Genomic DNA, 23,989 nt, shown 5'->3' on the forward strand with positions numbered 1-23,989 from the left:
CCGGGACGGGAGGCACCAGATGAGGCGGCTGCGCCTGGGGACCCGTGGAAGCGCGCTGGCGATGGCGCAGTCCGGTCAGTTCGCCGACGCGCTGCGGGCGGCCACCGGTCGAGAGGTCGAGCTGGTCGAGGTCGTCACGGCCGGTGACCGGTCCACCGCGCCGGTGCACCGACTCGGCGTCGGGGTCTTCGTGTCGGCACTGCGCGACGCGCTCACCGCCGGTGAGATCGACTTCGCGGTCCACTCGTACAAGGATCTGCCCACGGCGGCCCACCCCGGCCTGGTGGTGGCCGCCATCCCGCCCCGGGAGGATCCCCGGGACGCCCTGATCACCCGGGACGGCCGGGCCCTGGCCGAGCTGTCCCCGGGTACCACGGTGGGCACCGGCGCGCTGCGCCGGATCGCCCAACTGCACGCCCTGGGCCGCCAACTCGTGGTGACACCGATCCGGGGCAATGTCGACACCCGGCTGCGCCGGGTGCGCGGCCCGGAGGCCGACCTGGACGCCGTGGTGCTGGCTCGCGCCGGCCTGGCCAGGTTGGGCCGGGTCGACGAGATCACCGAGACCCTCGATCCGATGCTGATGCTGCCGGCGCCCGCCCAGGGTGCGCTGGCGGTCGAGTGCCGGATCGATGACGGGGACCTGATCGAGCTGCTCGGGGTGCTCGATCACACAGACACCCGGGCCGCGGTCACCGCGGAACGAGCGCTGCTGGCCACCCTGGAGGCCGGCTGCTCCGCCCCGGTGGCCGCGTACGCGGTCGTCGCCGAAGGAGAGACCGACGGCGACGACGAGATCTACCTGCGCGGGGCGGTGATCAGTCCGGACGGGTCCCGAGACCTCCGGCTGTCCCGCACCGGTACGCCCGCCGAAGCCGCGGAGATCGGAAAGGCACTCGCCGCCGAACTCCTCGACCTCGGCGCCGACTCGATCCTCGGTACGGATGCCGTGAGCAGGCCGGGGACCCAGCAGTTTGGGAGCACAGGATGACCCGCACCCGTAAGCCCGCCGGCCACGTCACATTCGTCGGGGCCGGCCCCGGGGACCCAGGTCTGTTGACCCGCCGGGCGCACGACGCACTGGTCGACGCCGACCAGGTGATCTACGACCGGAATGTCCCCGAGTCGTTGCTCGACGTGATCCGGGCCGAGGCCAAGCCGGACGCCCAGTTCACGCCGGCCGAGGGGGCGCCGGGTGATGTGGCCAAGGTGCTGATCTCGGCGGCCCGGTCCGGGTTGACGGCGGCGCACCTGGTGGCAGGTGACCCGTTCGGGCACGACGCCGTGGTCAAGGAGGTGCAGGCGGTCGCCCGTACCGCCGTACCGTTCGAGGTGGTACCGGGCATCGGCCAGGCCGAGGGCGTGGCCAGTTACGCCGGGGTGCCGCTGCCGGCGGTACGCACCAGTGCCGACGTCGACGACGTCAGCGCGTTGGACTTCGACGCCCTGGCCGCGGCGGTGGCCCGGGGTTCGCTCGCGCTGGCCGTGGACGCCGGCGATCTGGCGACGGTCCGGGACGGTCTGCTGGCCGCCGGGGTCGACGGCGGAACCCCGGTCGCGGTGACCGGGGACGGCACGGGCGAGACCCAGTACACCACCACGTCGACCGTGGACAACTACGTCGCCGCCGCGCTCGGCTTCACCGGCCGGGTCGTGCTCACCCTCGGTGAGGGCGTGCCGCAGCGCGACAAGTTGAGCTGGTGGGAGAACCGCCCGCTGTACGGGTGGAAGGTGCTGGTGCCCCGGACCAAGGAACAGGCCGGCGTGATGAGCGCGCGGCTGCGGGCGTACGGCGCGATCCCGTGCGAGGTGCCGACCATCGCGGTCGAGCCGCCGCGTACCCCGGCCCAGATGGAGCGGGCGATCAAGGGCCTGGTCGACGGCCGGTACGCCTGGGTGGTCTTCACCTCGGTCAACGCGGTGCGAGCGGTCTGGGAGAAGTTCGCCGAGCACGGGCTGGACGCCCGGCACTTCGGTGGCGTCAAGATCGCCTGTATCGGCGAGGCGACCGCCGGGGCGGTGCGGGCCTTCGGCATCCAGCCCGAGCTGGTGCCCAGCGGTGAGCAGTCCTCCGAAGGGCTGCTGGCCGAGTTCTCGCCGCACGACGAGATCCTGGACCCGGTCGGTCGGGTGCTGCTGCCGCGCGCCGACATCGCCACCGAGACGCTGGCCGCCGGGCTCACCGAACGGGGCTGGGAGGTGGACGACGTCACGGCCTACCGGACCGTGCGCGCGGCGCCGCCGCCGGCCGACATTCGCGACGCGATCAAGTCCGGCGGGTTCGACGCGGTGCTGTTCACGTCATCATCGACGGTGCGGAATCTGGTCGGCATCGCTGGGAAGCCGCACGCGCGTACCGTTGTGGCCGTGATCGGGCCCAAGACGGCCGAGACGGCCACCGAGTTCGGCCTCCGGGTCGACGTCGAGCCACAGGTGGCGTCCGTGCCGGACCTGGTCGAGGCGCTCGCGTCGTACGCGGTGGAGTTGCGGGAGAAGCTCGCGGCCATGCCAGCGAAGCAGCGCCGCGGTTCCAAGGTGCAGGGTCCGACCGCCCTCAGGTTCCGGTGACCGTTCGGAGGTAGCCAGTCATGCCGTACCCAGAGATCCGGCCGCGCCGGCTGCGACGCTCCCCGGCGCTGCGCCGGCTGGTCGAGGAGACCCGGTTGGCGCCCGCCGAGCTGGTGCTGCCGATGTTCGTCAAGGAAGGGCTGACCGAGCCGCGACCGATCGCCACGATGCCCGGGGTGGTGCAGCACTCCCGGGAGTCGCTGCGCAAGGCGGCGGCCGAGGCGGTGCAGGCCGGTGTCGGCGGGATCATGCTGTTCGGCGTCCCGACGACCAAGGACGAGACCGGCTCGGGCGGGATCGATCCGGCCGGCATCCTCAACGTGGCGATCCGGGACGTCGTGGCCGAGGTGGGCGACGCGACCGTGGTGATGAGCGACCTGTGCCTGGACGAGTTCACCTCGCATGGGCACTGTGGGCTGCTCGCCCCGGACGGAACGGTGGACAACGACGCCACGCTCGCGGCGTACGCGCAGATGGCGGTCGTCCAGGCCGAGGCGGGCGTCCACGTCGTGGGCACCTCCGGGATGATGGACGGCCAGGTCGGGGTGGCCCGGCGAGCCCTGGACGCCGCCGGTCACACCGACGTCTCGATTCTGGCGTACGCCGTGAAGTACGCTTCCGGGTTCTACGGCCCGTTCCGGGACGCCGTCGAGTCGTCGTTGCAGGGCGACCGGCGCACGTACCAGCAGGACCCGGCGAACCTGCGCGAGTCGCTCCGCGAGGTCGAGTTGGACGTGGCCGAGGGCGCCGACATCGTGATGGTCAAGCCGGCCCTGCCCTACCTCGACGTGCTGGCCGCGGTCCGGGCCGCCGTGGACGTCCCGGTCGCGGCCTACCAGATCTCCGGCGAGTACTCGATGGTCGAGCTGGCTGCCGCGAACGGCTGGGTGGACCGGGAACGGGTCATCCTGGAGACGCTGACCTCGATCCGCCGCGCGGGCGCCGGAATCATCCTCAGCTACTGGGCGGTCGAGGCCGCCCGGCTGCTGCGTCAGCGCTACTGACCCGACGCTCGCATCGAGAACTGCTTGACGGGCCCGCGCCCCTGGCCGGCCGGCGACACATCGGGCCCGCGCGCCGGCCCGGAAGTTGACATCGGGCCGGCGTGCGTCGGTCCGGAAGCCCCAACATCGGGCCGGCGTGCGTCGGTCCGGAAGCCAGCATCCGGCCGGCGTGCTGGCCCGGAGGCTACCCATCGGGCCGGTGCGTCGGCATTGTTCCGCGAGGGCCTGCCTGGGAAAACCCCGGTCGGTCAGTTTGGCCGCGAACGGACGTGGCAGGGATGCTCCGGGCGACCGGCCGGTGTGCGCGTACGGACGTGGCAGGGATGCCCGGACGACGGCCAGCGCGCCTTACTCACAGTAATTGATCCTTCGGGTTCAAAGGTTCCACCCCGACTCCCTTTGCAATGCTTCCCTCACGGCTACAGCAACGGAGCGTGAGGTGGTGGTAAAACCGTTCGCGCGGTCGGATTGAGCATCTCCCCAGCTGAGATCCCTTGTAGCCGTGAGGGAAGCATTGCAAAGGCGGGCGGGATGGGTTCCGTGTTCGGTTGGCGATGGCTACTAGGCGTAAGCGTCGTAGTGGGCCGTCGGAATTGCGGTGAGTAACCACTACGGTTCGAGCATCCGCGGCGTCCGCTGCGTCTGCCGGTTGTCGGCCGCTGTTCAGCGGGGTTATCCACAGGTTATCCACAGGCGCTGGATCCTGCCTTGAGGACCGGGACGCTGGCAGGCACCGTGGGTGCATGGCCATTCCACCGAACCGGCGTGCTCGCCCTCGGCCCGTACACACCGGTCCCGAGCCGGACCGGCACCGCGTCGGTTCGTACCCGGTCTCCGGGCTTGTCCGGCGGGCCAGACGGATCGGCGACCTGAGTCAGCGGCAGCTGGCTCGGTCGGCCCGGGTGTCACCTTCCACCGTGGGCAAGGTCGAATCCGGGACCATGATGCCGAGCCTGGACGTGCTGGAACGGCTGCTCGGCGCCGCCGGCCTGTACCTCGCGGTGGTGGACCAGGACGGCCACGTCATCGTGCCGATGTACGACCGCGAGGATCTTCGCGACGGTGCGGACAAGCGATACCCGAGCCACCTCGACGCCATTCTCGACCCGAAGCCGGGAGAGTGGTGGGCGGATCTCTACGGGCTGGCCAGACCACCCGAGACGTACTACCGGGACCGGGTGGTACGGGACGCGCAGCGTCGCCGCAGTGTCTGGGAGGTGCGGGTCAAGCAGAACCGCAACGCGCCGCCGCCGTGGAAGGACCACCTGCGGGACCGGTACTGGGGGCGGCCGGGCTGGGACGGCTACTGAACCGTCCCCGAGACCTCGGGGAGCCGCCCGGGAGGATGACGGCCCCGGGCGGAGAACCACCCGGGGCCGTACCGACGCCGACCGACAGGAATCAGTCGTCGTTCACACTGACCTACTCAGCCGCCGTTCAGACGAGCTACTCAGCCATCGTTGACGCTGGACCCATCAGTCGTCATTGACGATGGTGCCGAAGGCCAGTGGATCGGCCAACGTCACGCCGGGTAGCCCGGCCACGATCAGCGAAAACTTCTCGTCCGGCTCCCGGCGCTGATCGCCGTGCGCCAGCACCGGGAAGGCCACCGAGGTCTGGCCGGCGGCCAGGGTCCGGCAACCGGCGTACGACTGGAAGTCCGAACCGGCCGAGGCGGTGATGCCCAGCGTGGTGGCGCAGACCAGCACCGGCTGGGACAGCGGCCGGGACACGGTGACGGTGAAGGTCATCGGGGTGTCGCCCTTGTCGCCCTCCCGTACCGACACGTCCGCGACACCCAGCGACGCCCGGGAGCGGAACCGGGCGACCTGCGGGTCGTGGTCGCTGGCCCCCCGGTCGCCGATGCTCTCGGCGTCCGCCGGCTGGTCGGCGTTGATGTGCGCCGACCGCATCTGCACGAGGTCGCCGTACAACCTGTCGTTGACGAACAGGTTGTCCAGGGTCTGCGCCTGACCACCGAAGGTGTACGAGTACGCCGCCACCGGCACCTCGGCGACCAGGTTGTCCCACAGGTTGTGCAGCCCCGCGTCGTACAGCGGCCCCAGCTGGTCCGACGGGTTCGGGTTCGCCGCCGTGGCGATGGGATCATCGGGCCGGGGGAAGACGTTCAGGTCCCCGCCGTAGATCACCCGGGCGTTCCCGTCGGCCGCCTCGATCGCCCGTACCAGTGCGGCGCCGTACGCGGCCTGCTCCCGCCGCTGTCCGACCCGGGCGTCCGGGGTCGAGGAGTAGTGGTTGCTCACCGCCCACAGGGTGTAGTGCTCGGCCGAACCCGGCGCGGCGGCCACGGTGAACTTCCCGACCTGCGGCGCCCGGGTGTAGACGTTTGCGCCATCGACCCCGGTGGAGGTGTCCACGTCGGCCGGCAACACCGCGTTGAGCGCCTTGGGGTTCTGCACGTCGGAGTTGACCGGCAGGCCCGCCGACCGGTACGTCACCGTCGGCGCGGAGCCGAGGATCGGATCGGCCGGATCGGCCGGGGCCAGCGACAGCCGGTCGGTGCGGTAGAGGAAGGCCGAGGTGATGCCCCGGGCGTCCGAACCGGTCCGGTCGTACGCGGCCGCGTACGCCGGGCCACCGTTGGCCGCGATGGTCAGCGCCAGTTCCTGCACGGTGTCCGGTGCGCCGTCGGCGTTGTTGGTGTCGCCGCAGACCAGCGTGCCACCAGATATCGAGCAGATGTCCTGGTCCTCGGCCTCCTGCACCATGACCAGGTCGGGGCTGCGCAGGCTGTTGACGATCTGCCGGGCCTCCACCCCGAGTCGGGCGGTGTAGTCGGCAGCGCTGGCCGGCACATAGTCGAACGGCGGGCTGACTCCCGGGCAGCCGGAGTTGCCGGTGAAGTCGCAGCCGTCGAACGGGTCGTCCCGGTAGTCGTACAGGTTCTCCAGGTTGTACGTCGCGACCGCGACCTCCCGGGACCGGTCGGCCGGCTGCGGCGGGTTGTTCGCCGCCGGGTCGACGCCGGAGGCGAACGAGACCGCCTCAACCTGCACGCTGAACTTGCTGAAGGCGTAGTAACCGGCTCCGTAGGCGTCCGTCGAGACCGTGTCGAAGGTGCGGGCCGGGGGCAGCAGCGTGCCCGAGTCGCCCGCCGTGGCCTTCACCCCGCCCCCGCCCAGCAGGATCCGCTGGCCGTTGCCGTTGTCGAACAGGCCGGGCTGGTCGTCCAACGGATGCGCGTCCCGGAACACCCGCCGGGCGTACGGGTCGGCCCGCTTCATCAGCGGGTCGTCCCGGTCGACGACCCAGACCTCGGAGTCGGCGGTGGAGCCGAAGACATCCCGGGGCCCGGTCACCCCGCTGCCCGCGCGGACCCGCAGCCGCATCCCCTCGTGCCGCTCCCAGAACCGGTCCGCGGCGTCCGCGTCGGCCGGCGGGACGGCGTCGGTCACCTCGACCGAGGCGTTGACGTCCAGCCCCGAGTCCAGCTTGCGGACCAGCGAGGCGCTGGAGAGCTGGGTCAGGTTGTAGTACTCGGAGACCTTGCCGCGCAGTACCACCTCGTCGCCGACCGTCGGCGCGTAGCCGCCGATCAGGGTGTTGAAGCCACCCATGAAGACGTAGATCCCGTCGGAGGTCGACGGGTCACCGTCGGCGCTGCCCAGCCGGCTCTGGAGGAAGAACCCGTACTGGTCGGCTCCGGCGGAGGAGAGCGTGAGCAACTTCTGGGTGATCACACCCCGTACGTCGTAGGCGGTGGCGCTGGTGCCGTTGCCGGACGCCGGCGCCAGCGGCGACCGGTCGGTACGCCCGGACTCGTCGTCGCGGGTCTGCCCCTGCACCTCGCCCACCGACAACACGGTGGTGACCTGCACGGTCAGCGTGCAACTCGCGGTGCCGCCGTCGGCGTCCGTCGAGGTCACCGTCACCGTGTAGGAACCGGCCGGCAGGTCGGCGCCGGCCGTCACCGTCGCCGTGGCGGTGCCGCCGACGTCACCGGCGGGGCTGAACGCGGTACGGCTGATCGCCCCGGTCGTCGGGGTCACCGCGGTGACCGCCAGGTCGGTGATCGTGTCGTCCTGGTCGGTGGCCGTCACCTCGCGGGTGGCGGGGGTGCCGAGTTCGGTGGTGAGCGGGCCACCGCAGGCCAGCGTGGCGGGATGGTCCACCGGACCGCCGCCGATGCTGTGCGCGCCCAACCCGTCGAAGGTGTCGGTGGGATATCCGGTCCACTGGGCGGCCGGGTCGAACGGATCACCCGGATCGGTGTCACCGCTGGTCACCGACGGCAGCCGACGCAACGTGTTGTCGGCGGTGCTGGTCAGCCCGGAACCCCACTCGGTGCCCGGGTCGACACCCACCTGACCGAAGGCGTCGAGCACGGCGCCGCCCCTGGCCAACACGACGGCGTCGTCGCCGTTGAACAGGGACGCCCCGGTGGTCTGGTCGGCCTGGGCCAGGACGGCCGGCGCGGCAGAGGCGGCGGCGAAGACGAACACGTCGCCCGCGGCCACGGTGCCGGTGAGCGGGATCGACGTCGGCGAGGTGCCGCCGTTGAAGTAGAGCCGAAGCTGGTATCCGCCGGCCGCCAGGTCAATGGCCGAACCGGTGCCGTTGTACAGCTCGATCGCCTTGTTGTTCGACGAGCCTTCCACGTATTCCGAGATGAACAGGTCGGTCGGCGCGGCGCTTGCCGCGATCGGTGCCAGGGCCACCGCCGGGATGGTGACGGCGACGGCGGTGGCGAGCGCGGCGAGGGTACGCGGGCGCATTAAGCCTCCACGATGGGTGGATGGGAACCCACGCACGGTAAAGGGTCGCCATGGCCGGCGTCCATACCATGAGTGAACGGTGTCGGTCGCCGAACGGTGGGAAAGGAAGGGCCCCCTGTTATCGCTTTTTGTATAGGAAGGGCCCCCTCCTAACCACCGAGGTCAGGTTCCCGAACTGAGCCGGTGGACGAGTTGGCCGACCTCCACGCCGTACTCGTACCACTCCCGGTCCGGGGCGAAGCCCAGCTCCGAGTTGACCCTGCGCATCGGTTCGTTGCTCTCGGCGTTCCAGGTCTGCACCTCGGCCAGTTTCGGCTCGGCCGAGCGCAGTTCCAGCAGCATCCGCGCCTTGATCGCCCGGTCGATGCCGAAGCCCCGGTGGTCCCGGCCGACGATGGTGTCGTACTGGTCGGCCCGGGTCGGGTGCTGGGCCGGCACCACCACCTCGGTCAGCGCGGCCACCTCACCGGTGTGGTCGTGCCGGGCCAGCACGATGTACGGCTTCATGCCGCGCCGGTGCAGGCAGTCGAGACTGTCCCGGAGCCGCTGCGGATCGTACGAACTGGGCCGCAGTTCCAGGTCGCCGTCGTCGCCGTCCTCGGCGTCGCGTACCTCGGCCTTGGCCCGCGCGTACGCCTCGATCAGATCGTCCGGTGGCCCGCCCGAATAGAACCGCACGGTGTAGTCGAGGGGGGTCGCGTCGGCCATCTCCGTCACGGCCGCCCAATCCACCGTGGACAACCGGAGCACGCTGCGGGTCTCCACGTACTCCCGGCTGAACCCCAGCGACGAGTAGAAGCCGACCGCCGGGGTGCCGCCCGGCACCTCGACGCCGAGGGCGTTGAAACCCTCCTGGTAGACCCGGTGTGCGGCGGTGTCGATCAGCCGTCGTCCGAGCCCGCTGCGCCGCTGGTCGGGGTGGACCAGGAGTTCGATGACCCCGATGTCGCCGAGCAGCAGGACCTGGATGTGCCCGGCCACCCGCCCCGGCCGACCGTCGGCGGTCGGCTCCTCCCCGGCGATCCAGGAGATCCGGCGCTCGCCCGGCATGACCTCGGAGAGGTATTCACGTAGCGCCGCATCGTGCCAGGGCGGGTCGTCGGGTAGATCGGTCGCGAAAACCGCGTTGAGCGTGTCGAGGAATGACCCGATCTCGGCGGCAGACGCGGTTCGTGGATCCCACTCGCGCACCATCACCCGTACAGCTTGCCGTCATCGTTCGTCGGGGGGAAGTGTCCGGTCCGTCAAGGTGTGGGAGCCATTACGCTACGTGCGGCTGGCCGCGCCGTACCGGTTCGCCGCGTCGTAGACCGCGCGCGCGTACGGCTGGACCTCGTTGTACGAGAGAATGGCGGCCCACCAGTCCTCGGTGATGCTGAGGTTCCGCCCGCCCGCGCAGAGGTAGTTGGCGGCGGCCAGCGCGGCGTCGTCGACGTCCTGCGGGTCGATCTGGCCGTCGTTGTCGGCGTCCATCCCGGTGGTGCGCCAGGTGGACGGGATGAACTGCATCGGCCCGAGCGCCCGGTCGTACTGCCGGTCGCCGTCGAGCTGGCCGCCGTCGGTGTCGGCGATCCGTTGCCGGCCGCCCGCGCCGTCCAGCGGCAGGCCGATGATCGCCGGCTGCACCTTGCCGTCCGGCAGCAGCTTCGAGCCGTTGACCGAGCCGTGCGCGGATTCGACCTTGCCGATCGCGGCCAGCGTGGTCCAGGTCAGCCCGCACGAGGGCTTGGTCTGACCGAGGACGAGTTCGGCGTAGCCGTACGCCTGCAGGGCCACGACCGGAATGTCCACCCGGGTCGCGGTCTGCCGCGCCCACCCGGCCAGCGCGTCGGCGGGTCGTCCGCCCGCGGCGTTGCCGCCGGCTGGCGGGAGGCTGGTCCCGGCCGACGGGATCGGTCCGGTCGGCTCGGCCGACGCACTGGCCCCGACGGCCGGCGCGGCCGCGGTGGTTGGCGCGGTCGGTCCGGCGGCGACCTGCCGGGGTGGCCGCGCGGTGGCGGGGACGACAAGCGCGCCGGCCACCCCGGCCGTGGCGACCAGGACCAGCAGCAGGACCGCCGGCACCGCGACCCGGCCGGCCGGCCGCCGGGACCAGGTGTGGACCGCCCGCGCGCCCTGGGTGACCGCCCGCCGGACCGGCATCCGGCGAGCCGCGTGCGCGAAGGGTATCCGGCGCCGGGAACGCACCGGTGCCAGGTCGGGTCTGGTGGCGTCGAGGGTGGGTTCGTTCGCGGCGGTCGCAACTTCCGCCGCCGGACCGTCTGGTGTGCTCGGGCCGTCCGGCGTGGTCGGGCCGGCCGATGCTGTCGGGCCGTCCGGTGTGCTTGGGCCGTCGGGTGTGCTCGGGCCGTCCGCCGGGATCCGCTGCCTGGGTACCGCCGGCCGCAGCCGATAGGTGCCCGGCCGAATCTCCTCGCCATCCGCCACCCGTCGAGTATTCCCCATACCGCCGCGATCGTCAGGTGCGGTCGTACGCTTGCCGCATGCCCCGTTACGAGTTCCGGTGCCGCGCCTGCGGCGACACCTTCGAGGTCAACCGATCGATGACCGAGTCCGCGAACCCGGCGACCTGCCCGCAGGGACACGATGACACGGTGAAGCTGCTGTCCACCGTGGCCGTGACCGGACGCTCGACCGGCGGCGCGGCGGCGGGTGGCGCGCCGGCCGGCGGTGGTGGATGCTGCGGCGGTGGCTGTGGTTGCTGATGATGTGGCGTCCGTGATTTCCTAGGTTGTCGCTTCTCGCCTGATCGGTGCGGTAGAGCCGCTTGGTCGAGAACCTCACTCGATCACCGGTTGGCACCTTGGTACGCCTCGCGCCACCCGTTTCTACGATGCGCCGGGAAGCCGTTGTGCGGCAGCATGAACGCGACTTCCAGGGGGCGGAGGTTCGACGTATGTCGGCACGGAATCACCTGCCCAGCGGCCTGGTGACCTTCCTGTTCACCGACATCGAGGGCTCGACACGGTTGGCCCAGATGCTCGGTGCCGGTTACCGACCGGTGCTCAGCGAACATCGCCGGTTGCTGCGCACCACGCTTGCCGCGAACGGTGGGACTGAGCTGTTCACCGAGGGCGACTCGTTCTTCGTGGCGTTCCCGGACGCCTCGGCGGCGCTGCATGCCTGCCTGGTGGCGCAGCGGGCGCTGGCCGAGCACGACTGGCCCACCCCGGAGTCGGTGCCCCGGGTCCGGATGGGCCTGCACACCGGCCACGCCGAACCGCTGGCCGGGGAGTACGCCAGCGCCGAGGTCCACCGGGCGGCCCGGGTCGCGGCCGCCGCGCACGGCGGCCAGGTTCTCTGCTCGGGGGCCACCGCCCGGCACGCGACCCCGCTGCCGTCCGGTGCCTCCCTGCTGGATCTGGGGCTGCACCGGCTGCGCGGCTTCGACGACCGGGAACGCCTGTTCCAGCTCGTCGCTCCCGGGCTGGAACGCCAGTTCCCCCGGCCCCGTACGGCCGACAACATCCCGCACAACCTGCCCACCCAGGCCACCTCGTTCGTCGGTCGCGGCGCGGAACGGGCCGAGCTGCGCCGGCTGACCCAGAACCACCGGCTGGTCACGGTGGTCGGGGCCGGCGGTTCCGGCAAGACCCGGCTGGCCGTCGAGGTGACCGCCGGGATCGTCGAGGCCCATCCGGACGGCGTCTGGTTCGTCGACGTCGCCACGGTCACCGACCCCGGCCTGGTGGCGTTCGCCATCGCCGCCGTGCTGGGCCTGCGTCCGGAGCCGGGCCGGCCGATGCTTGAGACGCTGGTCGAGTACGCCGCGTCCCGGCGGGTGCTGTTCCTGCTCGACACCTGCGACGCCCAGCCGGCCGCGACGGCCGAGGTGATCTCCCGGCTGCTGGCCGGCGGCGGCGGGGTCCGGGTGCTGGCCACCAGTCGTGAGTCGTTCGGGCTGCCCGGTGAGGTGATCTGGCGGATTCCGCCGCTGTCCGGCGAGCCGAGCCCGGACGGCGGACCGAGTGACGCGCTCGCGTTGCTGCTCGACCGCACGGCCGCCGCCCGGGGTGGCCGGCCCGCGGCACCGGCCGAGACCGAGGGACTGCAGCGGGTGGCCGTGCGGCTCGACGGACTGCCGCTGGCGATCGAGCTGGCCGCGGCCCGGCTGCGGGTGCTGTCGGCGGGTCAGCTCGCCGAGCGGTTGGACGACGTGCTCGGGGCGCTGGACGCGGGCCGGGAGGGCCCGGACCGGCCGGCCGTGCAGAATCGCAGGTGGATGGGCAACCAGCACGACACGGTGGATCTCGCGGCCGCCGCGATCGGCGCGGCCCCGGCACCCGCCGCGCGTGCCGCGCAGCGGTCGGCGATCCAGCGGCACGTGACCATGCAGGCCACGGTGACCTGGTCCTACCGCACGCTGAGCCCCCGGGCCGCCCGGCTGCTGCGCTGGCTGGCCGTGTTCTGCCGGCCGGTGGAGCTGGCGACCGTGGAGTGGCTGCTCGAGGACGAGGATCCGCTCGACCCGCTGTCGGTGCTGGTGGACAAGTCGATGGTCCAGGCCGAACCGCACGCCTCGGGCAGCACCTACCGGATGCTCGACCCGATCCGGGCGTACGCGGCACGCCGGCTCGCCGACGCGGGCGAGGAGGAGACCGCGCGCAACCGGCACGTGGCCTGGTGCCTGCACGCGCTGCGCCGTGCCTGCCTCGGGCCGGACGGCCAGCCGATCACCCTGTCGCTGTACGCGCTCGACCCGCTCGCCCACGAACTGCGGGCGGCGTTGCGCTGGACCGCCACCGGGGGCAGCGCCCGCAGCGGGCTGCAACTGGCCGGCGGGATGGACCAGTGGTGGCGGGAACGCGGCCTGGCCCGGGAGGGTCGGTTGTGGCTGTTCCGGCTGTACGGGCGGATCGCCGAGACCGGCGAGCAGATCCCCGAGGCGGAACTCGCGGCGGCGTACCACATGCACTCCCTGCACGCCGGGGCCGACGGTGAGCTGGCCGAGGAGCTGCGGTTCTCGCAGCGGGCCGAGGCCGCGGCCCGACGAGCCGGTGACGCCGGCCTGCTGGCCCGGGTGCTGGCCGGGCGGGCGGCGCCGCTGATCGACATGGCCCAGTTCAGTGAGGCCGAGCGGGTCTGCCGGGAGGTGATCGGCTGGGCCGACGACAACGGGGTGCCGGGGGACGCGCTGTTCGCGGTGTTCCGGCTGGCGGAGCTGCTGTGGCGACGGGGTGCCCTCGACGAGGCCGCCGAACTGCTCGCCGCGGCCCGGCCGATCGAGGCGGGGCTGCCGGCCTCCCGGGGCCGGCGTACCGTCGACATGGTGCTCGGGATGGTCGCGCTCGGCCGTGGTGATCTGGTCGCGGCGCACGATCACCTGGTGGTGGCGTTGCGCTCGCGGATGACGCACGGCTTCCACGGTCGGGCCTGCGAGACGTTGACCGCGATGGCCGTGCGCTGCGCCTGGGGTGACGAGCCGACACTGGCGGCCCGGTTGTTCGGCGCGGCCCAGGCCACGGCGACGGCGTTGCGGTGCGCGCCGAGCATCTACAGCGGCTACTGGCTCCAGGAGCAGACGGCGGTCCGGGAGGTGCTCGGCGACCGGGCGTTCGACGCCGCCTACACCGAGGGCGGGCGGTTGAGCCTGGAACAGGCGGCGGCCATCGCGCTCGCCGTGGAACACCCGGACCTGGCCGTCGACTCGGCCCGGTTCACCGCGCTGGATCCACCCAGGCAGCGCGCCGGTGACGGGGACGCGTTGGTGCAGTGGCGGGCCACGGACCGCGGCGACGGCGGCTGACCGACGGGAAGACGTCCAATCCGGTTAGTGTCCTGTACATGCGTTCAGCGTTTGATGATCGGACTGCGAAGGCGGTCATTCGCGACGAGGCTCTCGAGCTGTTCGCCCGGTTCGGTCCGGACGCGGTGACGGTGCGGCGGATCGCCGCCGCCGCCGGGGTGTCGCCGGCCCTGGTGGTGCACCATTTCGGATCCAAGGAGGGACTGCGACAGGCCGTGGACGAGCGGGTGGCCCTGGTCTTCGACGAGCTGTTCGGGGCGGTGACCGCCGATCCGGCCGCTTTCGACTGGGCGATGGCGGAAACTGACGCCTCGCTGGCCGCGCTGGTCATGGGTCGGTTGCCGCCGGACTCGCCGATCCCGGCGTACCTGCGGCGGTTGTGGCTGACCGGGGACGAGGCCGGCTCGGCGTTGTTCCGGAAGTGGTACGACGCGAGCGTGGCGATGCTCGACGCCCTGCAATCGGCCGGAGTGCTGACCGGGTCGGCGGATCCACCCTTGCGTGCGGCGTTCGTGATGGTCAACGATCTGGCCGTGTTGTTGCTGCGTGACCAACTCACCGCCACTCTCGGGCTCGACCCGCTGGGTCCGGACGGGTTGCGGAGATGGCTGGGCGAGGCGATGGCGGTGTACCGGGATGGACTGTTCGCCGGCCCGGCACCGCACTGAGCGCCGACATCCCGGACTCACAACCGGGTGCGGCAGCCGGCTCACCGTCCCACCTGTGCGGCTTGGTCCGGACCGCCGTCGGTTACGACACTGGCCGTCGGCCCGGCCAGCACCGCCTGCGCCAGCCGGACGCCACCGGGCAGCCGGGTGGTGGCGAGCGCGAGCGCCCGTGCGGTAATCCGCCACCGGCTCGACGGCACCAGCCACTGCGCGGTCTGCCGACCGGCCCGCTGCTTGACCCGCACCGACGGACGCACCCGTTCCTCGTAGCGGGCCACCGCCCGCTCCGGCGCATCCAGGCGCAACTGCTCGGCGAGCACGTACGCGCCACCCATCGCCATCGAGGCGCCCTGCCCGGCCAGCAGCGACACCGCCTGACACGCGTCCCCGACCAGGGCGACCCGGCCCCGGGCCCAACCGTCCAACTCGATCTGGGCCACCTGGTCGTAGTACAGATCACGCCCCGACGGGCAGTGTCGCAGGGCCAGGTCGACCAGGTCACCCATGCCACCGTAGGTGCGAAGCAGCGCGCCGCGCGGGTCCTGCGGCAGCCGCGGGTCGGCGCTGTGGTGGGTCAACCAGACCGCGAGCCGACCGTCATTGGTCGGATACAGACCGACCTGCCGGTCCGGCACGGCGGTGAGCAGGAACCGGGCGCCGACGCGGGCGCGCAGGTCGTCGTCGGCGCACAGGTAGGACGCGGTGTGGAACCCCAGGTACCGCAGCAGCGGCGGTTCGGGGCCGAAGGCCAACTCCCGCACCCGTGAGTGGATCCCGTCCGCACCCACCAGCAGGTCGGCCCGTTCGACAGTGCCGTCGCTGAGCACCACCTCCACACCGTTCGCGGTCTCGGCCACGCTGTGGACGGTCGTCGCGTAGCGCACCGGCACTCGATCACCGAGCACGTCGTACAGGACACGCTCCAGGTCGCCGCGCATGAATGTGAACGCCCGCCCGCCGAGTGCGGCGGCGAAGCCGTCGTAGTCGAACCATCCACGTCCCCGTCCGGCCGGATCCAGGTAACGCAACACCGTGTTCACCGTCTGGATGTCACGCAGGCGCGGGAGCATCCCCATCCGTTCCGCCACGTCGTACCCGGAGCCGACGAAGTCGATCATGTAACCGGCGTCCCGTGGGCCGGCGGCATGCTCCACCAGCAGTACCTGCCAGCCGTCTCGCTCCAACCACCAGGCCAACGTCAGGCCCGCGATCCCCGCACCACAGATGACCGCCCGCACGATCCCTCCCTCAGGGCTGAACGCTTGAACCGTAGACCGAACAACTGTTCAGTCTCGATGGCAACCCTAGCCGCGGTGGGATGCAGCTGGCAACCATCGCGCTGCCCGACGAGGGCGGCGTGCGGCGCCTGTCGGGTCTGCTACCCGGTCCGGCTATCGCGGTGCCGTCCCGCCGTGCCAGGCGCGGGCGAGTCGGCGCACCGCCTCGTCCATGAGGTCGGCCGGCGCGGCGGCGTAGCTGAGCCGCAGGTGCGGCGCCGGAGGCTCGGCGGCGTACCAGGGGCGGCCGGGGAAGACCACGACCCCTTCAGTCGCCGCGGCGGCGGCCAGCGCCACGTCGTCGGTGCCCTCGGGCAGGCGTACCCAGAGGTGCAGGCCGCCGCGCGGGACCGGCCGCTGGTCGAGCTCGGGAAGGTGCCGGCGGAGTGCGGTCAGCAGCGCGTCGCGGCGGGTCCGCAGCGCGGTGCGCAGAGCGCGGCGGTGGCGGGTCCAGGCCGGCGCGGTGACGAACTCGATGGTGGCCTGTTGCAGCGGACCGGCGACGAAGAAGTCGTCGAGCAGCCGCGCCGCGCGCAGCCGGGCCCCGGCCGGACCACGGGCGCCGAGCGCGGCGATCCGCAACCCGGGCGCCGCCGACTTGGCCAGTGAGCGCAGGTAGATGACGTGTCCGTCGGGGTCGTCGGCGGCCAACGGCGGCGGGCTCTCCCCGTCGATGGTGAGGTCGCGGGCGTAGTCGTCCTCGATCAGGAACGCGCCGGCTTCGCGTACCGCCTCGGCGACCCGGGCCCGGCGGTGTTCGGCCAGGGTGGCGCCGTTCGGGTTGGCGTGGAGCGGCTGGCAGTAGTACAGCCGGGCACCGGTGCGGGCGAACGCGGCGGCGAGGTGGTCGGGCCGTACGCCGTCGGAGTCCACGGGCACGGGCACCACCCGCAGCCCGGCCGCCCGGGCGGCGGCGAGCGCGCCCAGGTAGGTGGGCGACTCGACGAGCACGGTGTCGCCGGGCTCGGCGAGCGCGCGTAGCGCCGTCGACAGGGCGGCCTGCCCGCCGGGACAGATCAGCATGTCGTCGGCGCGCAGCCCGGCCCCGGCCTCGCGGGCGAACCAGGCACGCAGGTCCGCGCGTCCTTCGGTCGGCCCGCGCTGCCAGGAGGTGGGCTGGCGGGCCGCGCGGGCGAGCGCGGCGCCGAGCGCGGCGGCGGGCTGCAGATCCGCGTCCAGGTAGCCGCCGGACAGCGGGATCGCGCCCACGGGCGGTAACGCCAGTAGCGCCTGCATCTCCGCCTCGCCCGGCCGACGGGGACCGAGCGCGACGGTCTGCCAGGACAGGTCCGGGGCGGGTGGCTCGTCGGGGCGGGCGGTCACGAAGGTGCCCCGGCCGGCTCGTGCCTCGATCAGGCCCTCCGACACCAGTTGCCGGACCGCCTCGGCGACGGTGACCGGTGAGGCGTGATGTCGGGCGGTCAGCTCGCGTACCGAGGGCAGCCGCGTTCCGGGGAGTGCGGTGGCCACCATGCCACGCAGATCTTGGATAACGCGCTGGGCTGCGTTACCGTTATTCATGAGGGGTAAGGGTAGCGTTACTGTCAAGGAAGCGATAACGGCGGATCGGTTGGCCGGCCTCGCCCTCGGGGCGCTGGGCGTGCTCGCCTTCAGCCTGTCGCTGCCGGCCACCCGCGTCGCGGTGCGCCAGCTCGATCCCTGGTTCGTGGCCTTCGGCCGGGCCGTCGGCGCGGGGCTGCTGGCGGCGGCGTACCTCTGTCTCACCGGCGCACCCCGACCCACCCGACAGCAGTGGCGGCGGCTGTCGCTGGTCGCCCTCGGCGTCGTCGTCGGGTTTCCGCTGTTCACCTCGTTGGCCCTGACGACCAAGACCTCAGCGCACGGCGCGGTCGTCATCACCGTGCTGCCCGCGATGACCGCCGTGTTCGCGGTGCTGCGGGCCGGCGAACGCCCACCACCGTTGTTCTGGGTCGCGAGCGCCGGTGGGCTGCTGGCGGTGCTCACCTTTCTCGGCGCCAGCGACGCGGTACACGGTGCGCTGTCCGCCGCCGACCTGTTCCTGCTCGTCGCGGTCGTGCTCTGCGGGCTCGGGTACGCCGAGGGCGGCGCGCTGGCCCGCGACCTGGGCGGGGCGCGGACGATCTGTTGGGCGTTGCTGCTCTCGCTGCCCGTCACCGTGCCCGTCGCGGCGATCGTCGCCACGATCCACCCACCGCACCCCGGTGCGGTCGCCTGGTCGGCCCTCGGCTACCTCACCGCGGTCTCCATGTTCCTCGGGTTCTTCGCCTGGTACGCGGGCCTGGCCCGGGGCGGAATCGCGCAGGTCGGCCAGATCCAACTCGCCCAACCGGTGCTCACCCTGATCTGGTCGGCGCTGCTGCTCGGTGAGGCCGTCACCCCGGCCGCCATCGCGGCGGCCCTGGTGGTGCTGGCCTGCGTCGTGCTGATCCAACGCACCCGAGGCGGCGCGCGGGCCGCCGTGGTCGAGCGGGCCTGACCCGGCGGCGCGCCCGCATCGGCCCCGGTTCACGCGGCCCAGCGACCCGGCGACGCAGCGGGCCGGTCGGCTCGGACTGCGTTGCCCCAGCGGCCCGACAGGCGCGGTTTGCACCGGTCGGCGCGGGGTACGCGGGCCGCGGCGGAAGGAGGACGCGGTGCGGATCGGTATCATCGGCTGCGGCCGGATCGGCGGCACGTTGGCGCGGCACTTCGCGGCGGCGGGCCACGAGGTCGCGGTGGCGAACTCCCGGGACCCGGAAACCCTGGCGCCGGTGGCGAACGAACTCGGTGCGGTACGCGCCACCACCGTGACGGCGGCGGCCACCTTCGGCCCGGTGGTCGTGGTCAGCATCCCGTTCGGCCGGTACCGGGAACTGCCCGCCGCACCGCTGGCCGGGCGGATCGTCGTGGACACCACGAACCACGAACCGGACCGGGACGGACCGCTCCCCGAGCCGGCGGCCGGGCGGCCGGGCTCAAGCGAGCTGATCCAACGGCACCTGCCGGACAGCCGGGTGGTCAAGGCGTTCAACACCATGCGCTGGGACCACCTGCGCGACTACCACCACGAGGCCGGCGCGCTGGAGCGGTACGCCATCCCGGTCTCCGGCGACGACGACCGGGCCAAGTGGACGGTCCTCGACCTGGTCGAGCAGATCGGTTTCCAACCCGTGGACGTCGGCGACCTGCGACACGGTGGGCGGCGACACGAACCGGGCAGCCCGGTCTTCATGGCCGACCTGACCGCCGGGGAGCTGCGGGCCCGGCTCGGTGAACCGGTGCGCTGACGGACAGCCGGCACCCCTTTGCCGTACCCGCACTCTTAGCCGCACCTTAAACCCGGAGCCGGCGGTTTCCGTCCCCGCCGATGCGCCCTAGCATCGTCGGGTGCGTTCCCGTGCCCTCCCCCTACTGACCGGCCTGGTCGTGCCGTTCGTCGCCGGCCTCGCGCTGGCCGGCTGCGGCGCCAAGGGCGACCCACCGGCGCAGCCCCAGTTCGTCGCCGCGTCCCCGCAGGCCGACGCGACCCAGCCGGCCACCACCCCGACGGCGTCGCCCAGCCCCAGTGGCCGGCCGCGCCCCTCGACGAGCCCGGCCGCCCGACCGCCGAGGGCGGGCAACCCCAACGGACACGCCAGCGTGCCGGCCGAGGCCCGCGCGGTGGACACCAGCCATCCGACCCGGCGGATCGGCACCGGTACGGCCGCGAGTTGCACCTCGAAGGCCGTCGTGGCGGCCGTCGCGGCGGGTGGCGTGATCACGTTCGACTGTGGTCCGGCACCGGTGACGATCCGGATGACCGCGACGGCCAAGGTGCGCAACGCCAGTTCCCGGGTGGTCCTGGACGGCGGCGGAAAGGTCACGCTCAGCGGTGGTGGAAGCCGGCGCATCCTCTACCAGAACACCTGCGACCAGGCCCTGGGCTGGACCACCTCGCACTGCCAGAACCAGTCGAGCCCGCAGCTGGTGGTACAGAACCTGACCTTCACCGCCGGCAACTCGACCGGGGACCGGACCGAGGGCGGTGGCGGCGGCGCGATCTTCGTCCGGGGTGGACGTTTCAAGGTGGTCAACTCGCGGTTCACCGGCAACCGCTGCGACTCCAGCGGGCCCGATCTCGGCGGCGCGGCCCTGCGGGTGCTCAGCCAGTACGACAACGCCCCCGTGTACGTGGTGGACAGCACCTTCTCCGGCGGCAGGTGCGCCAACGGCGGAGCCACCAGCAGCATCGGGGTGTCCTGGGTGTTCCTGAACAGCGTGCTCAGGGACAACTCGGCGATCGGCAGGGGGGCCAACCCGGCCCGGGGCGGCACCCCCGGTGGCGGCAGCGGCGGGGCCGTCTACTGCGACGGCAACGAGTTCACGGTCCGGATCGCCGGGACGGTGATCGAGGGAAACCACGCCAACGAGGGCGGCGGGGCCGTCTTCTTCGTCAGCAACAACCGGACCGGCACCATGCGGATCGAGGGCTCGACGCTGCGCGGCAACCCCAGCGCCGGATTCGAGACGCCCGGCTTTCCCGGCATCTTCTTCCTCGGTGCCCGGAACCCGTCGGTGACCCGCTCCACCCTGCGCCGCTGACCAGCAGTCCGCTCGCTCAGGTCAACGCCCAGGCGAGGATCAGTCCGAGGTACGCCGCGCCGAGCCCGCCGACGATGCTGACCAGCACGTTCGCCAGGGCGTACCAGTGGGCGCCGGTGCGGGCCAGCCGCACGGTCTCGTAGCCGAAGGTCGAATAGGTGGTCAACGCGCCGCAGAAGCCGGTGCCGGCCAGGGCCGCCAGGGTGGGATCCGCCGGCAGGCCGGCGAGGAACCCCAGCAGCAGTGAACCGGCGATGTTGACGGTCAGCGTGCCCCACGGGAAGACCGAGCCGTGCCGGGCCTGCACCGCCCGGTCGGTGAGGTACCGCAGGGGGGCGCCCAGGGCGGCGCCGAGGGCCACCAGCAGCAGGGTCACCGGGCACCCCCGGCCCGCTCGGTGCCGGGAACGGATTCGGGGTCTCCCGTACCGCCGAGGAAGGACCCCGGGGCGGCGGGGACCAGCCGGCCGGCGACGGCCGTACCAACCCAGACCGCGACCACGGCGGCGAGCAGGGTCGCCAGCAGGTAGGTCAGGGCGGTGAACGCGGCGCCGGCGGCGACCGCGCGCTGAATGTCCACGACGTACGTCGAGAACGTGGTGAAGCCGCCGAGCACGCCGACGCCGAGGAACGGGCGGACCAGCCGGCGCCGCGACCAGAGCCGCTCGACGAGCACCATCAGTACGCCGATGAGCAGGCATCCGGTGACGTTGACCGCGAAGGTGGCCCACGGAAAACCGTCCGGGGTGGCCGGCACCGCCCGTTGCAGGGCGGCTCGGGCCACCGCGCCGAGCATCCCGCCCGCCGCGATGGCGCCAAGCACCGCAGGCGCGGCGGTGGGAAGTTCGCGGCGGTCTCGTCGCAGCCGCAGATCGACGTCGGGATCGATGCGGGGGTCGATCGGCGGGGGCGGTCCGGGACGGTCGGGCACGGAATCCTCCTACCAGATCGTTTCCTGGTAGGGACCGTTGGCGTACGTTCGCGGTTCTCCCGGACGGGACGGCGGGCCCCACCGCCGGATCGATGCCACTATAGCCGGCGCCCTCGCCGCACCCACCGGTCCCGGTGGGCCACCCGGGCAGCCGGCGGATCGGGACCGACTCGACCGCCCGGGTGGGCTGGGGCTCGCCCGCGTGGGCTGGGCCTCGCCCGCGTGGGCTGGGCCTCGCCCGCGTGGGCTGGGGCTCGCCCGACTGGGCGGGCGGGCGTGGTCAGCGAGCCATGACCGGTTCCTGGGCGCCGAGGAACTGGAGCATCGCCCGGTTGATCTCGTCGGGATGCGTCCACGGAATCCCGTGCGGGCCGTCCTGGATGGTCACGAACTGGCTGTCCGGCAACATCTCATGCACCCGAGGTGAGGTGTTCGGGTAGGGCAGGACCTTGTCCGCCGTACCGTGGATGATCAACAGTGGTACGTCGATCCGTGGCACGTCCATCCGGAAGTCCGTCATCCAGGTCTTGATGCACTCGTACGTGCCGATCGGTGACGCCCCGACCGCGACGTTCCAGTGGCCCCGGTAGGCGTCCTCACTGACCCGCTTGCCCCGGGTGTCCGGCCAGTTGAAGAAGTTGTTCATGAACGTCGTCTGGAAGGCGAACCGGTCATCCGCGCAGGCGTCCAGGAAGCCCTCGAAGAGACTCCGGTCCAGCCCATCCGGGTTGTCGGCGGTCTTCAGCAGGAACGGCGGGATGTTACTGATCAGCACCGCCCGGTTGACCCGTGCCGACCCGTACGTGCTCAGATACCGGGTCACCTCGCCGGTTCCCATCGAGTGGCCGACCAGCACGGCGTCCTGGAGGTCCAGCTCGGACATCACCACGTTGAGATCCGAGGCGAACGTGTCGTAGTCGTACCCCGTACCCGGTTGGCTGGAGTTGCCGAAGCCACGGCGGTCGTAGGTGATGGTCCGGTAGCCCGCCCCCAGCAGGGCGGGGATCTGCTTCTCCCAGGCGGTTCCGCTCAGCGGGAACCCATGGATGAGCACCACCGGCGGTCCCTCGCCGTGATCGGTGTAGTACAGGTCGATTGGGGCGGAATTCTCCGCGCCGACCGCGATGAAGGGCATCGGAATCTCCTCCGCTGAGAAACTGTCCGGTCCGGACCCGCGTTCCCGTTCGGAGTGGCGACATGCCCCGGGCGCTCGACCCGGCCGGCCCGGCGTTCCAGACGACGTCAATGCCGCGTTCCAGGCGGCGTCAAAAGGGGGCCCTTCCTATACAAAAAGCGATAACGGGGGCCCTTCCTTTCATCGGAGGCGTCGGAGGTGGGAAAACGGGTAACCGGGCTCCCGGTTGCCCTCAGGAGGCCCGGATGTCCGTCGTCGACGCTGCCGTGTACGTCGCCGGTCACCGCCTCGCGTCGCCGAAGACGCTCGCCGACACCTATCGTTGCCTGCGTTCGCACGACGGCGCGGTGGCGTGGATCGGGCTCTACCGGCCGGACGCCGCGCAACTCGCCTCGCTGGCCGCGGAGTTCAAGCTGCACGAGTTGGCGGTGGAGGACGCCATCACCGCCCACCAGCGGCCCAAGCTGGAAAGGTACGGCGACACCGTGTTCGTGGTGCTGCGGGCGGCCCGATATCTCGAATCCCGCGAGGAGGTCGGGTTCAGCGAACTGCACGTCTTCATCGGCACCGGGTTCGTGGTGACGGTGCGGCACGGTGAGGCGCCGGACCTGGCCGCCGTACGCCGGCGGATGGAGGGCGAGCCCGCGATGCTGGCCGGCGGTCCGCAGGCGGTGCTCTACGCGATCCTCGACCAGGTGGTCGACGGATACCTGCCGGTGGTCGCCGGGCTGGAGAACGACATCGACGAGATCGAGACCGAGGTGTTCGGTGGCGCCCCCACGGTCAGCCGGCGGATCTACGGGCTGAGCCGCGAGGTGATCGAGTTCCAGCGCGCCGTCCGGCCGCTCGGCGCGGTGCTGGGCGCCCTGGAGGCGGGGGTCACCCGGTACGAGACCGGCGAGGAAATGCGACGCTATCTGCGGGATGTCGCCGACCACCTCACCCAGGTGGTGGAGCGGGTGGACGGCTTCCGGCAACTGTTGCAGAGCATGCTGGCGGTCAACGCGACGCTCGTCGGACAGCAGCAGAACGACGAGATGAAGAGCCTCACCGAGGCCAGCTTCCAGCAGAACGAGGAGATCAAGAAGATCTCCGCGTGGGCGGCCATCCTGTTCGCGCCGACGCTGATCGGCACCGTGTACGGGATGAACTTCAGCCACATGCCGGAACTGGGCTGGCGGTTCGGCTATCCCCTCGCACTGCTGCTGATGGCGTTGGTCTGCGGCGGCCTCTACCTGATCTTCCGCCGCCGCGACTGGCTGTGACCGCCACCGCTTGGTTGATCATGAAGTTAGCGGGGCCCGCATCGGCGTGTCGCGGGGCTAACTTCATGATCAACGGGGAGGGGAGGGGAGGGAGGGGGTGGGTGGGGGAGGGGGGGAG

General features: G+C 72.0%; 19 protein-coding genes. 11 read left to right on the top strand and 8 right to left on the bottom strand.

Annotated elements, in window-relative coordinates:
• Positions 1-19: 19 nt before the first annotated feature.
• The 4 genes from hemC (at position 20) to ACXN5W_RS20605 (ending at position 4,882) form a co-directional block, all read left to right on the top strand.
• The gene (gene hemC / locus ACXN5W_RS20590; protein ID WP_473159961.1) at positions 20-991 is read left to right on the top strand and encodes a hydroxymethylbilane synthase; all 972 of its coding nucleotides are present in this window, start codon (positions 20-22) and stop codon (positions 989-991) included.
• The gene (locus ACXN5W_RS20595) at positions 988-2,568 is read left to right on the top strand and encodes a bifunctional uroporphyrinogen-III C-methyltransferase/uroporphyrinogen-III synthase (RefSeq protein ID WP_473159962.1); all 1,581 of its coding nucleotides are present in this window, start codon (positions 988-990) and stop codon (positions 2,566-2,568) included. The genes hemC and ACXN5W_RS20595 overlap by 4 nt, the downstream gene beginning before the upstream one ends.
• A 20-nt stretch (positions 2,569-2,588) precedes the next feature.
• On the top strand, positions 2,589-3,572 hold the full coding sequence (gene hemB / locus ACXN5W_RS20600) for a porphobilinogen synthase (protein ID WP_473159963.1): 984 nt from the start codon (positions 2,589-2,591) through the stop codon (positions 3,570-3,572).
• 743 nt (positions 3,573-4,315) lie between these two features.
• Positions 4,316-4,882 (top strand): helix-turn-helix domain-containing protein, encoded by a 567-nt coding sequence (locus ACXN5W_RS20605; protein WP_473159964.1) that lies wholly within the window; start codon positions 4,316-4,318, stop codon positions 4,880-4,882.
• Positions 4,883-5,047: 165 nt separating this feature from the next.
• Here ACXN5W_RS20605 and ACXN5W_RS20610 read toward each other — a convergent pair whose 3' ends face one another.
• The 3 genes from ACXN5W_RS20610 to ACXN5W_RS20620 all read right to left on the bottom strand — a co-directional run bounded on the left by ACXN5W_RS20610 (position 5,048) and on the right by ACXN5W_RS20620 (position 10,753).
• Positions 5,048-8,308 carry a lamin tail domain-containing protein gene (locus ACXN5W_RS20610; RefSeq protein WP_473159965.1) on the bottom strand — a complete coding sequence of 1,087 codons (3,261 nt, stop codon included), beginning with the start codon at positions 8,306-8,308 and terminating at the stop codon, positions 5,048-5,050.
• 162 nt (positions 8,309-8,470) lie between these two features.
• Positions 8,471-9,502, bottom strand: a complete 1,032-nt coding sequence (locus tag ACXN5W_RS20615; RefSeq protein ID WP_473159966.1) for a GNAT family N-acetyltransferase — start codon at positions 9,500-9,502, stop codon at positions 8,471-8,473.
• A 72-nt stretch (positions 9,503-9,574) separates the two neighbouring features.
• On the bottom strand, positions 9,575-10,753 hold the full coding sequence (locus tag ACXN5W_RS20620) for a lytic transglycosylase domain-containing protein (RefSeq protein WP_473159967.1): 1,179 nt from the start codon (positions 10,751-10,753) through the stop codon (positions 9,575-9,577).
• A gap of 38 nt (positions 10,754-10,791) precedes the next feature.
• Between ACXN5W_RS20620 and ACXN5W_RS20625 the strand changes: the two genes are divergently transcribed.
• The 3 genes from ACXN5W_RS20625 (at position 10,792) to ACXN5W_RS20635 (ending at position 14,722) form a co-directional block, all read left to right on the top strand.
• Entirely contained in the window at positions 10,792-11,013 is a 222-nt protein-coding gene (locus ACXN5W_RS20625) for an FmdB family zinc ribbon protein (protein WP_473159968.1), read from the top strand.
• A gap of 191 nt (positions 11,014-11,204) precedes the next feature.
• Positions 11,205-14,054, top strand: coding sequence for an ATP-binding protein (locus tag ACXN5W_RS20630; RefSeq protein WP_473159969.1), 2,850 nt, complete (start codon positions 11,205-11,207; stop codon positions 14,052-14,054).
• Positions 14,055-14,092: 38 nt separating this feature from the next.
• A complete protein-coding gene (locus ACXN5W_RS20635) occupies positions 14,093-14,722 on the top strand; it encodes a TetR/AcrR family transcriptional regulator (protein ID WP_473159970.1) in 630 nt (209 codons plus the stop codon).
• Between the two features lie 41 nt (positions 14,723-14,763).
• On the opposite strand, the gene ACXN5W_RS20640 is transcribed toward ACXN5W_RS20635, so the two are convergent.
• Both ACXN5W_RS20640 and ACXN5W_RS20645 read right to left on the bottom strand, forming a co-directional pair.
• Complete coding sequence (locus ACXN5W_RS20640) at positions 14,764-15,960, bottom strand: FAD-dependent monooxygenase (RefSeq protein ID WP_473159971.1); 1,197 nt, start codon at positions 15,958-15,960, stop codon at positions 14,764-14,766.
• Positions 15,961-16,113: 153 nt separating this feature from the next.
• Entirely contained in the window at positions 16,114-17,520 is a 1,407-nt protein-coding gene (locus ACXN5W_RS20645) for an aminotransferase-like domain-containing protein (protein WP_473159972.1), read from the bottom strand.
• Between ACXN5W_RS20645 and ACXN5W_RS20650 the strand changes: the two genes are divergently transcribed.
• The 3 genes from ACXN5W_RS20650 (at position 17,519) to ACXN5W_RS20660 (ending at position 20,541) form a co-directional block, all read left to right on the top strand.
• A complete protein-coding gene (locus tag ACXN5W_RS20650; RefSeq protein ID WP_473159973.1) occupies positions 17,519-18,457 on the top strand; it encodes a DMT family transporter in 939 nt (312 codons plus the stop codon). The genes ACXN5W_RS20645 and ACXN5W_RS20650 overlap by 2 nt on opposite strands.
• A gap of 157 nt (positions 18,458-18,614) precedes the next feature.
• Complete coding sequence (locus tag ACXN5W_RS20655; protein WP_473159974.1) at positions 18,615-19,247, top strand: NADPH-dependent F420 reductase; 633 nt, start codon at positions 18,615-18,617, stop codon at positions 19,245-19,247.
• 133 nt (positions 19,248-19,380) lie between these two features.
• On the top strand, positions 19,381-20,541 hold the full coding sequence (locus ACXN5W_RS20660; protein WP_473159981.1) for a hypothetical protein: 1,161 nt from the start codon (positions 19,381-19,383) through the stop codon (positions 20,539-20,541).
• Positions 20,542-20,557: 16 nt separating this feature from the next.
• Here ACXN5W_RS20660 and crcB read toward each other — a convergent pair whose 3' ends face one another.
• From crcB to ACXN5W_RS20675, 3 genes are all read right to left on the bottom strand, one after another.
• On the bottom strand, positions 20,558-20,917 hold the full coding sequence (gene crcB / locus ACXN5W_RS20665) for a fluoride efflux transporter CrcB (protein WP_473159975.1): 360 nt from the start codon (positions 20,915-20,917) through the stop codon (positions 20,558-20,560).
• Entirely contained in the window at positions 20,914-21,471 is a 558-nt protein-coding gene (locus ACXN5W_RS20670; protein ID WP_473159976.1) for a fluoride efflux transporter FluC, read from the bottom strand. Before ACXN5W_RS20670 ends, crcB begins: the two co-directional genes overlap by 4 nt.
• Before the next feature lie 280 nt (positions 21,472-21,751).
• Positions 21,752-22,606 (bottom strand): alpha/beta fold hydrolase, encoded by an 855-nt coding sequence (locus ACXN5W_RS20675; protein WP_473159977.1) that lies wholly within the window; start codon positions 22,604-22,606, stop codon positions 21,752-21,754.
• Positions 22,607-22,851: 245 nt separating this feature from the next.
• Here ACXN5W_RS20675 and ACXN5W_RS20680 point away from each other — a divergent pair, with 245 nt between their 5' ends.
• Entirely contained in the window at positions 22,852-23,871 is a 1,020-nt protein-coding gene (locus tag ACXN5W_RS20680; RefSeq protein ID WP_473159978.1) for a magnesium and cobalt transport protein CorA, read from the top strand.
• Positions 23,872-23,989: the final 118 nt, after the last annotated feature.

The organism is Plantactinospora sp. A48 (assembly GCF_055793945.1).

Bases quoted from the DNA above. Each gene is read 5' to 3' on its own strand.
- hemC (WP_473159961.1), top strand. From the start codon at position 20: ATGAGGCGGCTGCGCCTGGGGACCCGTGGAAGCGCGCTGGCGATGGCG.
- ACXN5W_RS20595 (WP_473159962.1), top strand. From the start codon at position 988: ATGACCCGCACCCGTAAGCCCGCCGGCCACGTCACATTCGTCGGGGCC.
- hemB (WP_473159963.1), top strand. From the start codon at position 2,589: ATGCCGTACCCAGAGATCCGGCCGCGCCGGCTGCGACGCTCCCCGGCG.
- ACXN5W_RS20605 (WP_473159964.1), top strand. From the start codon at position 4,316: ATGGCCATTCCACCGAACCGGCGTGCTCGCCCTCGGCCCGTACACACC.
- ACXN5W_RS20610 (WP_473159965.1), bottom strand. From the start codon at position 8,308: ATGCGCCCGCGTACCCTCGCCGCGCTCGCCACCGCCGTCGCCGTCACC.
- ACXN5W_RS20615 (WP_473159966.1), bottom strand. From the start codon at position 9,502: ATGGTGCGCGAGTGGGATCCACGAACCGCGTCTGCCGCCGAGATCGGG.
- ACXN5W_RS20620 (WP_473159967.1), bottom strand. From the start codon at position 10,753: ATGGGGAATACTCGACGGGTGGCGGATGGCGAGGAGATTCGGCCGGGC.
- ACXN5W_RS20625 (WP_473159968.1), top strand. From the start codon at position 10,792: ATGCCCCGTTACGAGTTCCGGTGCCGCGCCTGCGGCGACACCTTCGAG.
- ACXN5W_RS20630 (WP_473159969.1), top strand. From the start codon at position 11,205: ATGTCGGCACGGAATCACCTGCCCAGCGGCCTGGTGACCTTCCTGTTC.
- ACXN5W_RS20635 (WP_473159970.1), top strand. From the start codon at position 14,093: ATGCGTTCAGCGTTTGATGATCGGACTGCGAAGGCGGTCATTCGCGAC.
- ACXN5W_RS20650 (WP_473159973.1), top strand. From the start codon at position 17,519: ATGAGGGGTAAGGGTAGCGTTACTGTCAAGGAAGCGATAACGGCGGAT.
- ACXN5W_RS20645 (WP_473159972.1), bottom strand. From the start codon at position 17,520: ATGAATAACGGTAACGCAGCCCAGCGCGTTATCCAAGATCTGCGTGGC.
- ACXN5W_RS20675 (WP_473159977.1), bottom strand. From the start codon at position 22,606: ATGCCCTTCATCGCGGTCGGCGCGGAGAATTCCGCCCCAATCGACCTG.
- ACXN5W_RS20680 (WP_473159978.1), top strand. From the start codon at position 22,852: ATGTCCGTCGTCGACGCTGCCGTGTACGTCGCCGGTCACCGCCTCGCG.